12 protein-coding genes and 1 pseudogene are annotated in these 14,827 nt (G+C 49.1%); 9 read left to right on the plus strand and 4 right to left on the minus strand.

The window, feature by feature from the left end:
* Positions 1-71 precede the first annotated feature (71 nt).
* The gene (locus tag Q0668_RS24285) at positions 72-497 is read left to right on the plus strand and encodes a 3-hydroxyacyl-ACP dehydratase FabZ family protein (protein WP_298869140.1); all 426 of its coding nucleotides are present in this window, start codon (positions 72-74) and stop codon (positions 495-497) included.
* Between the two features lie 18 nt (positions 498-515).
* Here Q0668_RS24285 and Q0668_RS24290 read toward each other — a convergent pair whose 3' ends face one another.
* Both Q0668_RS24290 and Q0668_RS24295 read right to left on the minus strand, forming a co-directional pair.
* Positions 516-1,805 carry a PQQ-like beta-propeller repeat protein gene (locus Q0668_RS24290; protein WP_298869141.1) on the minus strand — a complete coding sequence of 430 codons (1,290 nt, stop codon included), beginning with the start codon at positions 1,803-1,805 and terminating at the stop codon, positions 516-518.
* A gap of 179 nt (positions 1,806-1,984) precedes the next feature.
* Positions 1,985-2,506 (minus strand): FxsA family protein, encoded by a 522-nt coding sequence (locus Q0668_RS24295; protein WP_298869142.1) that lies wholly within the window; start codon positions 2,504-2,506, stop codon positions 1,985-1,987.
* Between the two features lie 1,337 nt (positions 2,507-3,843).
* Here Q0668_RS24295 and Q0668_RS24300 point away from each other — a divergent pair.
* The 6 genes from Q0668_RS24300 (at position 3,844) to Q0668_RS24325 (ending at position 11,074) form a co-directional block, all read left to right on the plus strand.
* Positions 3,844-4,692, plus strand: coding sequence for a ThuA domain-containing protein (locus Q0668_RS24300; protein WP_298869143.1), 849 nt, complete (start codon positions 3,844-3,846; stop codon positions 4,690-4,692).
* A 498-nt stretch (positions 4,693-5,190) separates the two neighbouring features.
* Positions 5,191-5,406 carry a hypothetical protein gene (locus tag Q0668_RS24305; RefSeq protein ID WP_298869145.1) on the plus strand — a complete coding sequence of 72 codons (216 nt, stop codon included), beginning with the start codon at positions 5,191-5,193 and terminating at the stop codon, positions 5,404-5,406.
* A gap of 239 nt (positions 5,407-5,645) precedes the next feature.
* On the plus strand, positions 5,646-5,939 hold the full coding sequence (locus Q0668_RS24310; protein WP_298869146.1) for a GIY-YIG nuclease family protein: 294 nt from the start codon (positions 5,646-5,648) through the stop codon (positions 5,937-5,939).
* Between the two features lie 259 nt (positions 5,940-6,198).
* The gene (locus tag Q0668_RS24315; protein WP_298869147.1) at positions 6,199-8,418 is read left to right on the plus strand and encodes a LamG domain-containing protein; all 2,220 of its coding nucleotides are present in this window, start codon (positions 6,199-6,201) and stop codon (positions 8,416-8,418) included.
* Positions 8,419-9,185: 767 nt separating this feature from the next.
* The gene (locus Q0668_RS24320) at positions 9,186-10,268 is read left to right on the plus strand and encodes a hypothetical protein (RefSeq protein ID WP_298869148.1); all 1,083 of its coding nucleotides are present in this window, start codon (positions 9,186-9,188) and stop codon (positions 10,266-10,268) included.
* Positions 10,269-10,543: 275 nt separating this feature from the next.
* On the plus strand, positions 10,544-11,074 hold the full coding sequence (locus tag Q0668_RS24325) for a GNAT family N-acetyltransferase (RefSeq protein WP_298869149.1): 531 nt from the start codon (positions 10,544-10,546) through the stop codon (positions 11,072-11,074).
* Between the two features lie 266 nt (positions 11,075-11,340).
* Here the strand turns inward: Q0668_RS24325 and Q0668_RS24330 are convergent, their stop codons facing one another.
* Entirely contained in the window at positions 11,341-12,543 is a 1,203-nt protein-coding gene (locus Q0668_RS24330; RefSeq protein ID WP_298869150.1) for an NAD(P)/FAD-dependent oxidoreductase, read from the minus strand.
* 424 nt (positions 12,544-12,967) lie between these two features.
* Here Q0668_RS24330 and Q0668_RS24335 point away from each other — a divergent pair, with 424 nt between their 5' ends.
* Positions 12,968-13,453: a transposase gene (locus Q0668_RS24335; protein WP_298869151.1), complete on the plus strand. Its 486-nt coding sequence runs from the start codon at positions 12,968-12,970 to the stop codon at positions 13,451-13,453.
* A 126-nt stretch (positions 13,454-13,579) separates the two neighbouring features.
* Here the strand turns inward: Q0668_RS24335 and Q0668_RS24340 are convergent, their stop codons facing one another.
* Positions 13,580-14,473, minus strand: a complete 894-nt coding sequence (locus Q0668_RS24340) for a LysR family transcriptional regulator (protein WP_298869152.1) — start codon at positions 14,471-14,473, stop codon at positions 13,580-13,582.
* Positions 14,474-14,603: 130 nt separating this feature from the next.
* Here Q0668_RS24340 and Q0668_RS24345 point away from each other — a divergent pair.
* Positions 14,604-14,827: pseudogene (locus Q0668_RS24345) on the plus strand (hypothetical protein); the annotation flags it as partial.

Here is a 14,827-nt window from a genome sequence, read left to right on the forward strand (position 1 = left end):
CAACCGCTCAAATTTGATGTGCTCACAATTCCGGTACCTCCCCGAACAGTTTTAAGAAACGGAACAATATTGTGAATCTGGATGAGATCAAAGCCTGCATTCCACACCGTGAACCTTTTTTGTGGTTAGATGAAATTATCTCGCTCGAAGAAAACAGCATCCACGCCCGCAAAGTCATCCCCCCAGATTTAGATCTGTTTCGAGGCCATTATCCCGATCAGCCGATTCTACCAGGCGTCATTCTTTGCGAAGCCGCCATGCAGGCCTCAGCAGTATTCATCGCAAAATCAGGTATTGTTGCCGAAGATAAAATTCCCGTCGCCACACGACTGAATAACACAAAGTTTCGCCGCATGGTCAAGCCCGGGGAAACATTGGATATCCATGTAACCCTCTCCGAAAAAATGGGAGCCGCCTACTTCTTTACCGGCAAAGTAATGGTCGGCAAAGAAACAGCAGCACGCATGGAATTCGCCGTTACAGCGACCGACGGATAATCATCTTCTCGCAGAAAATTATTTCTGCTTGTTTTCAATCCGATACACGTGGCTCGGCGTTCGCAGAATAATCGACTTGCCGGCAACCGCCAATGAAGAGATACAGCCATCATCTAGTTTGTTGGACGCTAACTCTTCATACTTCTTTCCCGGCTTGATTACGCGAGTCAAACCTGTTTTGTCAGCCATGTAAATTTTGCCGTCCGCATAGATCGGCGAGGCAGAAAAAGCACTCCGATCCATCCGCTCTTTCCAGATCTCTTTCCCCGTCTTAGCGTCTAGGCAAGTAGCTATCCCTTTATCATCCACCATAATCAATAATCCATCAATCACCAACTGTGATGGCTTCGAAGGAATCCCCTTTTGCTGAATCCATTTCACATGCGATTCCGTCACATCACCGTTACCACCCGGATCGACGGCATACAGATGCGCTTTACCAAAACCCGTGCCAATATAAATTCGTTCTCCATCAAACAGGGGACGATTCGCGGTCGAATGTTGAGGATAATAAAACTTCCAATAGACTTCACCATTCATCGGGTTATAGGAGAGGGTGGCTTTCGCAGCAGGGCTAATCAACTGCACGCGACCCTCATACTCAATGATACGCGGCGTAGCGTACGCCTTTTTGGAGTCACCGTTTCTGGTTTTGTAATCGATCTCGCGATCTTTTTTCCAGACTTCCTTACCCGTCTCTTTATCCAGCGCGACGACATACTGATAGTCATAGCCATCAAAATGCAGGAAAAGCAAATTCTTGTAAATGATCGGCGACGAACCAGCGCCACGCCAGTGATTGCACTGATAATCACGATGCGACCACAGCACCTTCGCCGTCTTCGTATCCAGGCACGCGGTTCCGTATGCACCGAAATGAACATAGACCCGACCCTCTTCAATCACAGGCGTACTCGAAGCGTGTGAATTCGAAGGATCAATGTATTGCGGCTTCACGACATCGAAAATCTTTTTGTCATGAATGATCTTACCACTGTTTAAATCCAAACAGACCACCGAAAGTTCTTTGCCATTCGGCGTTGCCGTGGTCATCCAGATCTGATCTTTCCAGATCACCGGCGATGACCATCCCCGTCCATGCACTGCCGTCTTCCAGACAATGTTTTCCTTCTCACTCCAGGTCACAGGCAAACCAGTCGCCTTCGATGTACCATCAGCATAAGGTCCACGAAACTGATTCCAGTCCGGCTCCGCTCCAACAACTGCACTGGATAGGATCGTTGTGAAAATCATCACAGCCAACAGAGACAAAGTAGAGCAGACACATCGTATGTTCATCGAGGGCATTGCTGATTCCTGAATTGAATTATGAAAAAAATGCGGGCAGGCGACTCGGAGTTGATCTATGCGAATTACAGTTCGCAAAATCAGAGGGCAATATCTAAAGGAAGTTAAAAAGTAAGCATCAAATCAGACGCTCATTCGATTATAAGAGCCAGCGAGCCTGATGCAATTGTAAAGCACATTCAATCTGTTTCCGGGGAGTCTTTTCGCACGAACTCCACATCAATAATATCCTCTGGTTTTACGGAAGGGCGCGGCTGTGTCAAGTCCTCAAATCCGGCGTTACCAGATTGAAAGCCAGCACCCGCCTGAAAGCTGCTACCATGAATTTGAACCTGCATCAGAGCCCGTTTTTTTAACCATTCCCCAATCCGGACTTTCATGATTTCTCGAAATGCCGGAATCAAAAATGCAAAACCAATCATATCAGTCATGATCCCGGGAGTAATCAAAAACGCACCCGCAATCACAATCATCAAGCCATCCAGCACCACTCCCGTGGGCGGCTGTCCCTGCACCATATGTTGTTGAATCTTCTTCCAAGCCTGAGAACCCTGCTTACGCGCCAGCCACGCCCCCAGGATTCCCGTGACCACAACCAGACCAAACGTAACCGTCGGGCTAGTCAACGAACTGAACCACAACAGCAGCCACAGCTCTGACAGAGGAATGATCGTGAATAAAAGAAACAGTCGTAACAGCACAGTCAATTACCATATAAATAAAACAAAAAAACGCATACATCACAGGTCATTCTATACCAAAGACTGCCTGCTGAACATCCCCACTCTTAAACTCTAACAATGAATAATGTCGCCTGAAAGGAATCCAGGTTTTCTCTGAAAAATCATGATCACACCCGGCTGTTTCCCTTCTCGTAATTCATTTCCTTTCTTGTGATTTTTGTTTAAGACACTGAATAAACAGCCCTTGACAGCCAATTGTCCTTCGCGATTATGCGTAATTATGCGTCGCGCGCGAGATGAGTGTTATGCCCACTGCTTTTTACGAATACTGAAGATCTCACTACTATAAAAGTCCCTTTGTTTTGAAAATCTTCACCTGAAAAAGAGCCACCGATTCCCAGTATCTCGTATGTTATCGACGCACATAGGTCACGCTTTGACGCATTGGAACCACCGTATAACCACGTATTGACGGCCATTAACCACCCATTCCGCAACAAAATAATCTTGACACCCAGCTGCCCTTCAGCAAAATGAGAAACAGTCAAAGCAACCAACACAACATCAGCCCTCGTAAGCAAGAATCTGAGCGGAACGGCGCTAACCGCCGTTAATACCAAAAAGGAGAAAGAAAGCAAAAACCAAAGCAACATAATCAAGCAACCCTCATCTCTTGTATTATGTAGGGGATGACCCAAGTGTCATCCCGCCAGAGTGAAAACAACCAATGTCTTATCAGACTTTCAACAACAGTGGGTAAGCCCGAATAAAATTTGGGCCGAGCGCAGCGAGCTAGAAACTGACAGAAAAATCAATCAAATAAAAAAGCAGGTAGCATAGCAAACAAGAAAAATAAACGAGACACCAACAGAACTTTTCGTGTCTTTCGTGATTTTCGTGGTAGAAAATAATGTCCACATTGAAGTCTGCATAATAATCCCACGAAGAGAGAGTCTACCAGATCTGCCCCAGAACACGGTACATGAAAATCCAGCAGTAGTTACCAGTTGAATTTCGGGTGGCATCCATGAGGAAGTCTCTGTCGGCTTGCCCGACAGTGATTAAGATTGATTCATCAAACCGTCACCTCATAGGCTTTGACTCACTAGATTAATCTATGACCTATCAAGTCAATATATAATGACTGAGAATAAAATTAGTATCTGTTTATATCTACAGATGACTTACTGTAACGATTCAGTCCCAAAGAAGTTCCACATTGAAATGTGATACACACCCGGTATCATAGACAGCATCCTGGCATCATGACTGAACAAGGTCCCTGCAGAATAGGAACAGGTCATGCCGCCGTAAACTCCCACAGATTCGTACATCCCGGAATAGAAATGGCGGCTATGAAACACAAGTTCCAACGACTTCTCGCAATTTTTGTGTGCGTTGTTATTGCGTCGACATCTTCCATGTTCGCGCACGATTCCAAAAAGAAGCCGGATCGCGGACCAAAGCATACCGGATCAGTGCTGGTTTTTAGTGGGACCGGCTGGTACCGCCATCCAGAGACGGCGGCCATCAATGGCTGGTTGGCCCGTTTGTCGAATGACTTAGGCATGCAGGTCGACGTTTCCGAGACACCGGCCGACATCACAAATTTGCTCGATCGCTACGACGTGCTCGTGCTCAATAACTCCAATGCGCTGACAAGTCTTTTAGACGAAAAACAACGAAACAAAATTGAACAGTGGTACAAGGCGGGCGGAGGAATTGTCGCACTACACGCGGCTCTCGTGCGACAGACCGACTGGAAATGGTTCAACGAACTGGCGGGTTGTGATTTCAACAGCGATTCAGAGTTCCTTGAAGCACGCATCGTCGTTGATCCGAAAGCAAAGAATCATCCTGCAGTCCAGGGGTTCGGCGATTCGTTCCAGTACAAAGCCGACTGGACAAATCACGACCGCAGCGTCACAGGGCTTCCCGGAATTCAAGTCCTGCTCCGCGTGGATGAGACCACTTACGAGCCCGTGCGTGACTACTTCAAAGAACGCGGCGGCAAAGCCATGGGCCAGGATCATCCCATCGCATGGACCAATACACTGAACGGCGGGCGTTTCTTCTACACAGAACTGGGCCACGACGTTCAATCGTTGGAAACAAAGTTCGGCCGGAAGCACATCACCCAGGCCATTCACTGGGCGGCAAGAAAAGACGAACACGCAAAACAAAATTCTACCCCAAAGCAATAAACAACTCACAGCGGAAAATCAAACAGGAAGAAAAAAACCAGGTCACTTAAAAGTCTTTAAACGAACAGGAAAATTGGTTGGAATTAATTTTCACGAATATGGTGTTGGAAAAATGAAGCATGGCGACTGGCAAAGTACGGCGAACACGATCAGCCGAACAGCGTGAGCCGCGGTTTGTTTTAGCTCTCGAAAAAAACCGGGGCTAATGCCCTGCGGCTAATGACAAATGTACGACGGCCGGGTGCCACTGTCGGCTTGCCCGACAGTGAATTGGGTGATTTGGTTTGATTCAACAAATCCTCAGGTGTTACGTTTTGCCGAACTTAATTGATCTTAAGACAGCTCAAGTCAGTACAAAATGACTGATATTAAAGACAACCATTAAGAACCATGCATCACTGGCAACGGTATATCTCACGGTCAGTGAAGTTTGTTTTTATTGAATCATTAGGGTACAGTTTTGCATCAGGCACTTCCGCGAGTGGAAAAATACCTTCAATGCATCTCACAAAAGCTTATCCAGATTCGAAATTAGTAATTGAAAAGCATAGCGACTGGCAAAGTACGGCAAACACGATCAGCCGAACGGCGTTAGCCGCGGTTTGTTTTAGCTTTCTAAAAACCGGGGCTAATGCCCTGCGGCTAATGACAAATGTACGACGTCCGGGTGCCACTGTCGGCTTGCCCGACAGTGAATTGGGTGATTTGGTTTGATTCAACAAATCCTCAGGCGCTACGTATTAACGAACTTAATTGATCTTAGACATCTCAAGTCGGTATAACAGGACTGATAAAAAAGAGAACCATTAAGAACCGTGTGACACTGTCGAGCGATTTAAAATCTGACTAAAATGAATTCTCTGTTTTTCACTGCCAGCCCGACGTGAAATCATCAATGACGAAAAGAGACCAGGTCTTTTCAAGAGGCTTCAATGGAATAGAGGGTTATAGAAATGGCAGAAGTGAACCTTGATAAAGATAAATCAGCAGGAAACTCCGCAACATGGTTTGTTTATATTCTTCGGTGTGCTGATGGTTCGTTATACACGGGCATTACAATAGAGTTGACCCGAAGGATTGAACAGCACAACGCAGGAACTGCGTCACGCTATACCCGCAGCCGTCTTCCAGTCAGTATTGAGTATCACGAGATTCAAGCCACCCGCAGTTTAGCATTGAAACGAGAGTTGGAAATCAAAGCGATGTCACGAAAAGTAAAAGAAGCACTTATCAAGTCTATGGTATGAGCTATTTGTTTGATGATCATAAAGACTGATCACCGTGAGTAATTCAGCAGATGCTCGCAATAACGAACGGATTACGACATGCTTCCCGTCGCCCCGACGTGCTCCTGCCGTACCCACTTGAGGACCAGTGAATCGGATCGGGTGATATCCATTTGAATTTGAATCCAATGCCAACTATACTCCAGCTGCACATCAATCTGTGTTTAATTGATCGAATAAGTTATCGTTTTGATGAAACTCAACTCAATGGAGGTTGTCCTTGAAACTCTTACATTTCTTCAGTCTGGCAGTGCTGATGGGAGCTTCGGCGTCCGCACAAGAATCCAAAGTTCCTGTAGAAATCGGAAACCGCCGAGAGTTGTTCGTGGATGAATTCCTGATCGAGAAACTCGATGGAACGGCGTTGACCCTGCATAGGCCCGTTCCTCGCGAAGTTGCCATCGTGCATGACGCACCGTGGGAGGGCGAGACCTCGGCATACCATACCGTGTTTCAGGACGGTGACCTTTACCGGATGTACTATCGGGGGTCGGGACGCGGGAAGAGGCGGGGACGTTTGATGGAACGCCATCACATGAGTCATGAAACAACCTGCTACGCGGAAAGTAAAGACGGCATTCACTGGACCAAGCCCAACCTGGGACTGTTTAAGCACGATGGCTCTACCGCGAACAACATCGTCTGGTTCGGCCCCGGCGGACACAACTTTGCTCCCTTTAAGGACACCAATCCAGACTGCCCGCCTAAACGGCGCTACAAGGCACTGGCATTCATGCACGACGAAAAGGCCTTGGCGAAGGGAAGGCGCGTTCGCTGTTTGTATCCGTTCCATTCGCCCGACGGCATTCACTGGCAACTCTCGCAGAAAGAGCCAGTGATGACCGACGGCGCGTTCGATTCGCTCAACGTGGCTTCATGGGACTCTGTCCGCAAATGTTACGTGGCGTTTGTACGGAAGAATCGCCCCGGATTCGGACGAGACGCGGGAACGGCTACCTCGAAGGATTTCCTGAAATGGACCGAGACCAAGCGGCTCGAATATCCCGGCTCGCCACCCATCCAGCTCTACACCAACGGAATCGGACGCTACCGCCGCGCGCCGCACCTCTATTTCGGCTTCCCCATGCGCTACGTCGAACGCGACTACCGTCGCGAAGGAAGAAAAGGCTACGGTATCACCGACGGACTCTTCATGACGAGTCGGGATGGGTTGAACTTCCACCGCTGGACCGAAGCGCTCATCCGTCCCGGTCTGCAACCCGATCGCTGGGTCACACGCAACAACCTCACCGCTCACGGACTCGTTTTCACCACTTCCCACATTCACGACGGTCCTGAGATTTCCCTATATTCCACCGAGGGTTTCTGGGAAGGCGAAGCCTGCCGAATACGACGCTTTACTATCCGGACAGATGGCTTCGTTTCCGTCCACGGACCGCCCTCCGGTGGTTCGCTGCTGACCAGATCACTAACGTTTTCGGTACCACCGCCTAACACTCCCCGCACCGTTCGCGTCGATCCCATGGTCCGTCTACGCGTCGATGAGGACAAGCCTATTCGCGGTGCGGGTTCACTCGAATTTCGCAAGGACGCCACACTGACCTTGGCGGGAACGCAAAATCTCGGACCTCAGGTCACCCTCGCGGTGTCGGTCCGCGGCGTTCCCTCGGGGCGAAGGCGTCTCTTTTCGACCTACGGCGGTGGAGAGATCAAGGAAAACGATCTGATCTTTGACATCGACAGCGCCGGTAGCGATTCGGTTCGCTTCTACTGCGGAAAATTGAAGGTGGACGTGCCATTGGAGAAGATTGGAACATGGAGCAGCGAGTCCAATGATGACTCATCTCACCACCTCGCGGCCACTTGGGACGACGGGAAAGTAACCGTATATTTCGACGGGCGGAAAGTTGCATCTGGCGGAAAAGCTGGCATCGGCGACCTGAAGTTTGCGAATGGCGACCTGCGCTTCGGCGAAGACCACCCTGGCACATCGGTTTCCAATGAACCCTTTCTTGGACACGCCGATGATATTCTCGTCCTGCGCCGTGCACTCTCCGCTACCGAAATCGCGCGGTTGGCGGAAGCCGGTCAGGTGACACCAAAATTTGCGAGCGATGATCGCGGCGTCTTCCTCAACATCGACAACCCGGATTCCCCATTAGCAGACACACTCGCCAACGATTCCGATCCCGCTCAGGCCGTCGCCGGTCCACTCCCAAAATCACCCGGCGAAATCGAGTTGCTACTTAACTTTGCTACATCCGCCGCCGGCAGCCTACGCTGTGAGATTCAGAACGAGCACGGAGATCCGATCCCCGGCTTCACGCTCAACGACTGCGACGAACTTTACGGTGATTCACTCGAACAAGCACTAAGCTGGAACGGCGCCAGCGAGCTAAAACATCTCGCCGGCCGCACTATCCGCCTTCGCTTCGAGCTTAAGGATGCCGACCTCTACGCTTTACGCTTTGGACGCTGACACGTTATTTCAGACTGATGAGATTGCTTTCGGTCAGCAGCTAAAAGAATCCAGAACTGTTTGTACGGGGTTTTCGTAGAATTTTGTCCACGATACTCATCGGTTCCAAAACAGTAAGCCCTAATGAACCCATTTGCGGACTCTACACGTGCCAGGGGAACTCATACCTTATTCAGGAATCTGATTCGATTAGATGATTTCCGTCTACCATCTAGAAACGCTTTGGCATGCCCACGCCACTTGCAGTTTTACTACCTGTCACGGTAGTAATCTATCGAAGGGCACCTTGCTTTTTGATTAATATTATTATCTCCTTAATGATTTGACTCCGTCCATTTAATAGTTTATATTTTCGGGACAGCTGTCTATTTCAGAGTAAGTCTACTGTCAGATGGTTCGCAATGGTATTTTGCCAGAAGAGCTGGTTGCTCATTCTCGACGATCGCAAAAATTGTTAAAGACCAACAGTAAGCAGGGAAAGAGATTCTCGGCAGGATTGCTCGAAATTCAAGTGTGAACCGAAAATGGCTTGAAACGGGAATAGGCGAGCCACTTCTTTTTCTCCCATCAGAAGAATAATATCTGATCTCTCTCTCTCACGGAATATAACTCATCTAGAGTCATCATTATCAATAAATTGGATCTTCCGGTATGCTGATTGTAATCGATACTGAGGGCAAACTTTTGACTCAAATAGAGTTTGGCCACGTTTTTGCATACCACATAGGAAATCAACTCAGCGTGATCTCTTGAGCGACTGTTCTTCATTGGTACGAACAATTGTTACGGTACTTGGTACCGAGACACAGTGCGAACACACCGACAGCCTGCAGACCATGCTGGACGGTCATGTGGCCGGATTTGGAGCTCTTCCGGATTCCCAAAGTGCCACGAAGAACCGGAGAAATTGGAGATCGAAATTTTCTCGACTGACAGATCAGCTATGGGGAACCAGTGACCCCGAATACCTGAAATCCGTACTGTCCACGCTTGACGAAACTCAGTCGAAAATTGTCATCGGCTATTGGGGAACACTGCCACTACCGGATTTGCTGGCGATAAAAAAGGCCCGACCGGATGTCAAAGTGGTACTACTGTTACTATGCTACCCGCTGGCCTTGACACGAGGTGGAATTCTTCGGCAGGACTTCTATTTGCGAAGAGCCGCCCGATTTCTAGATGGAATCCTGTTTCCGTCGGATCTAACCGAGGAGTATGTGAATGGCCAAGTCTTTCGCACCGGCTTTCCACTATCGGTCGTCATCCCTCCCTGCTGGCCTCGAAGCTTTCAGGCGACTGGCGAACTGCATGCCACAGCAGCGAGTCCGAACTTGATATTCATCGGGCGAACAGACATGAGCAGCCCCACAGCCACTGCGGCCGACGACGTGCGTCCGTTAATGAACAATATTCTCGATGCGGGCATTGATTTGCACCATGTACGGTCACCCGAGACGGATGATGGTCACCCGCACCGTCGTCATTTCTCACCACTTCCGATGCGAGATTTAATCGAAAAAATTGGTGAGTTTGATGCGAGTCTGATCGCATATAACACTCAGGCATCTGCACGAGACGACCGTTTCCAACTAACAATTCCCGACCGATTAATCACCAGCGTGGCTGCCGGTGTCCCCATCGCAATTCCGAGACAGGGTTATGGTGCCATCAAGAGCTACCTAAGGGATTACCCCATCTTAGAGTTCGACACGGCTGACGAACTCGCACAGAAGCTTGCTGACCGCTCGCTGGTTGCGCAACTGCGCGAAGCGGCGTGGAACGCGCGACCAAATTACGATGCGGCACGCTACGGTCCGGTCCTCGCTCAGTTCCTGAATCGACTGCTTTAATAGCAACGATTAATTATCAGGTGACCGGCCGGGTGCCACTATCGGCTTGCCCGACAGTGAATTAGTTTGAATCAATAAACGACAGACGCTACGTTTTGACGAACTTAATTTATCTTAGATATCTCAAATCAGTCTTCCCTGAACAATTCTGGTTGAGGGCACTAGTTCATTTACTATCAATTGATAATAGACAGAAATTCTGATAGATTGAGAAAGAATTAAATTCGGTTTATCAATAGTTATCCGCTGAAGAATGTCTTGCCCACTCAGATCGCATGAACACGCCAATGGCTTACCTGATCGGCCCTGACACGGAACGCATGACCCACCGCGTTTTCACAACTGCTGACGCTGAGAGTGCTTTCGCTTTAAATAGCGACCCCTATGTCATGCGTTATACCGGTGACACTCCCCTTACATCCGTTGATGACGCGAGACGATTCATCGCTGATTACCCGGACTTCGACGAAGTTGGGTACGGTCGCTGGGCTTGCGTCCTAAAAGAGACGCAGACGATCATCGGATTTTGTGGCCTGAAATACTTGCCGGACTTGGACGAGGTCGACATCGGTTTTCGTTTACTTCGGCGATTCTGGGGCCGTGGATTAGCGACCGAGGCATGCATTGCTTGCAACTCCTTCGGCTTTGACACAATTGGGCTGAAACGAATCGTTGCCTTTGTCATGCCGGAGAACGTGGCATCGATTCGTGTGCTTGAAAAGGCGGGCATGCAATGCGACGGCGAATTCGACTACGATGGTATCCCAACGATTCGGTTCGCGACGACAAAATCGGGGAGTGGATAACCATGGCATGAACATGGAGGGACCGATCGTGTTTTTTGGTCGATAGAAACCGGATCGCGGTCGCCCGGTTATGCCTGACGATACTCTTGCCCTCATTCGATATGCTCAAACGATTCTCAAATGAGTTTTTAAACGACCCATTTCGCGAACTGGCATTGGTCGAATAGTACTTAAGGTAGTGCAGCGGACGCGAACACTTCGTTCGATATCGAATGCTAATTAGATCGAAAATAAGATCAAGTTTCCGCGAAACTCATCACAGCTTGCTACATCGCATTGCCGGCAATCCACGCTGTTGTCCACGCGTTCTGAAAATTAAAGCCGCCCGTAATCCCATCGATATCCAGCACTTCGCCCGCGAAATAGAGGCCCGGGCAAACGCGACTTTCCATCGTTCGAAAATCGACTTCTTTCAGGTCCACGCCCCCACAGGTCACGAACTCTTCTTTGAAGACGCCTTTCCCTGCCACTTGGAATTCGCCAGCAGATAATTCTGTCACGAGCGCCTGCGTTGCCTTTTTGGAAAGTTCAGCCCATCGAACTGGTTGCGGACCGACTGAATGATCGACAAGCGATTTCCATAACCGTTTGGGCAACTCCCAGGGGCACGCAGCATCGACGGTCTTCCTGGAATGACCTGCTTTGAATGAATTCAGTTGCGCGCGAATTTGGTCGGCACTGGATCCCGACAGCCAGTTGATTCGCAGTTTGGCGTTGTAATTCGAATCGTGCAGTTCCCGTGCAGCCCACGCGGACAGTTTCAAAACCGCAGGACCACTCAATCCCCAATGCGTTACAAGGATCGGTCCCGCTTGGCGGAATGTCTTCGAGTCGGTGACTAACTGACAATCGACGTGTTCAACCGCAACTCCAGGCAAGTCTTCGATCCGTGGATCATGAACTTTGAAAGTGAACAACGAAGGCACCGGCGGAACGATTTGATGCCCGAGGTCACTCATCAATTCGAAACCAGCTCGGCTCCCGCCGGTCGCCATGAGAATTCGGTCCGCTTGAATTGATTCGCCAGATTGCAGAGTAACGCAGAATTGCGAGTCGCTTTTACGAATTGCCGACACGTTGGCGCGAAGTTGAATCACCGCTCCTGCCTCTTCAGCCGCGCCTCGCAAACAATCGACAATGGTCGCTGAATCATCGGTCGTAGGAAACATGCGGCCATCCGACTCTGTTTTGGTCTGAACTCCGCGAGACTCAAACCAGCGCACAGTATCGGACGGCTGAAACCGGGTGAAGGGACCACGCAGAGCCTTCCCACCCCGTGGGTAACTATTGACCAACTCGCGGGGTTCAAAGCAACTGTGAGTCAGATTGCAGCGACCACCTCCAGAGACTCGTACCTTAGCCAATACGGACGAGGATGCTTCGAGGATCGTCATATCGTGACCGTTTTCGGCAGCTGCAATCGCCCCGAAGAATCCCGCTGCGCCTCCGCCGATCACGATAACTTTCAATTTGAGTCGCCTAGACTGAACCGGGTGAACTGTCAAAATACTCAGCCGAATTGCAAACCTCTACAGATTTACAACTTGCAGCAAATCAGAGTCTAGCATTTCACCCGGTTGATTTCATCCATGCAGCTTCATTCTTTCAGGCTATCACATTGAATAATTGTGGCCGTAGTTTTATATATTGTCATTTGGTGATTGCATGAATCCTGATAGAATGAGACAGAATCCTATTCGGATCCGATGTCGATCTATTAAACGTAATGCAACAAGAAAGTAGTAATGTAGCAGAGAGATCTTTCTGCTGTGTATGTTCATCCCACCATCAGCCGCACGGCGTTAGCCGCGGTTTATTTTAGCTCGCTTATAACCGGGGCTAATGCCCTGCGGCTAATGGCGAATGTACGACGGTTAATAGGATGGGGTGACTATGAATGATCAATCGCTGGCTTATTTCATTACTTTTACAGTTTATGGTACGTTCCTGCAGGGCTCCTCGCGTTTGTGGCGGTCTCGTGGCAAAGGTTCTCAGCCTCCTCAACCGTTCCTGGAACTGTGGCACCGTGATCGGCTCAAACACGACGTCATTCTGCTTGGCAAAGATCAACGATCGGCAGTTGAAAACGAAATTGCACGACTCTGCGATTTTCGAAAATGGAAACTATGGAAAGCCAACGCCCGCAGCAATCATGTCCATATCGTTGTTTCAGCGCCAGAATACGAAGGTGCCAAGGTTCGAGATCAAATCAAGGCCAACTGCACACGAGTGATTCGGCAAGGTTGGCCTGTTTTCAATAATCGACCTGTCTGGACCGTCGGCGGCGATTGGCAATGTGTGAATTCAGAGGATGAATTGGAGCAGGTCATATTGTATACGGGTGAAGTTCAGGATCAAAAGGCACGAGATATTCGTTGACGAAAGTAACACCAGCCGAACGGCGACTACCAAATTCCATCAAACAAAATCAGCCGCACGGCGTTAACCGCGGTTTTCCTCCATCCAGGAAAAGGGATGAAAAGAGACCAGCTCTTTTAGTCAGGCTTAAAGCGGTGATCTGGCGTCTTCTCGGATCGCGATGACGGCAGGATGTTTGAGCTTCCGTTCGACTGATATAGCATAGAACTGTTCTTTGACTCCAGCAGCCAGGCCGACTTTGCTTAGCCCGTAGATCTCAATCACTTCGTCCTCGATGCAGGCAGGGATGGCAAACAGCCCCAGCCCCTGACGCCCTGCGATTTTCAACATCGCACTGTCAGCAAATTCACCTTTCACATTGGGGGCCAGGTTTAGCTCACTAAACCACAAGTCCATCGACCGGCGGAGCACGCTGTTGTTCATTGGCAGCAGAAAAGGGGCGCCATCGAGAGAGGATGGAAATCCACGCCGGTATTTTTTCGCGAGTTCCTTTGTGGCTACAATTGAGACATCCGATTCGCCAAGTTGATGTGAGTAAGCCTGGACTCTGTAAAGCGGGTCCAGGGTTTTGTCGGTCAGAATGACGTCCAGTTTATGGATCGCCAGCGCAGCGACAAGCTCTGACATTTCTCCTTCATGACAGATCAACCGTAATTGCTGATTTTGTTCGAGTGCCGGTTTCAGCAGTCGAAATGCGACTAATTTCGGCATCACATCGCGAATGCCCACCCGCAGTTCCAATGGCTTGCCAACCGGTCTGCCCTTGATCATTTCCATCAATTCGTGACCGGTCGAGAAAATTTCCGATGCGTATTCTGCGACTTGCGCCCCCATCTCTGTAGGCACCAGACCGCGCCCCTGTTTTTTTAGCAGTTTCACATCCAAATCTCGTTCCAGCTGCTTCACCTGAGTACTGATGCTGGCAGGCGTTACATGCATCAGCTCACTTGCTCTTTTTACGCTGCCTTCTCGAACCACCAGCCAGAAATTTAAAAGATGGTGGTAATTTAACCAGTCCATAGCAATTCCAATTGTTAAATAATACTAAACCATTAGCCGGTATATTTTAAATAGTCTTAATCATGTTTGCTGCATATAATCAAAGTGTAGTTAACAATTTCCCAATAATTCAAGCTAAGAGGAATTCATTATGTTAATTGATGTGCGTTTCAGCGGCGGCAAAAGGACTGAATTTGGGACACATGATTATGAACAAGTCCTACTCAGTTCACTTGATCGATTTCGTCACCGAATAACACAGGTTTTTCTGTATATCGAAGATATCAATGGTCCGAAGGGGGGCGTTGACAAACAATGCCGATGCGTTCTCCATCTGCGCCGTATGCCACCTGTCGTCATTCAAGATCAGGATGA

Origin of the sequence: uncultured Gimesia sp., from assembly GCF_937910335.1 — a bacterium.
Lineage (GTDB): Bacteria > Planctomycetota > Planctomycetia > Planctomycetales > Planctomycetaceae > Gimesia.

Bases quoted from the DNA above. Each gene is read 5' to 3' on its own strand.
- Q0668_RS24290 (WP_298869141.1), bottom strand. From the start codon at position 1,805: ATGCCCTCGATGAACATACGATGTGTCTGCTCTACTTTGTCTCTGTTG.
- Q0668_RS24300 (WP_298869143.1), top strand. From the start codon at position 3,844: ATGAAACACAAGTTCCAACGACTTCTCGCAATTTTTGTGTGCGTTGTT.
- Q0668_RS24305 (WP_298869145.1), top strand. From the start codon at position 5,191: ATGCATCTCACAAAAGCTTATCCAGATTCGAAATTAGTAATTGAAAAG.
- Q0668_RS24310 (WP_298869146.1), top strand. From the start codon at position 5,646: ATGGCAGAAGTGAACCTTGATAAAGATAAATCAGCAGGAAACTCCGCA.
- Q0668_RS24325 (WP_298869149.1), top strand. From the start codon at position 10,544: ATGAACACGCCAATGGCTTACCTGATCGGCCCTGACACGGAACGCATG.
- Q0668_RS24335 (WP_298869151.1), top strand. From the start codon at position 12,968: ATGAATGATCAATCGCTGGCTTATTTCATTACTTTTACAGTTTATGGT.
- Q0668_RS24340 (WP_298869152.1), bottom strand. From the start codon at position 14,473: ATGGACTGGTTAAATTACCACCATCTTTTAAATTTCTGGCTGGTGGTT.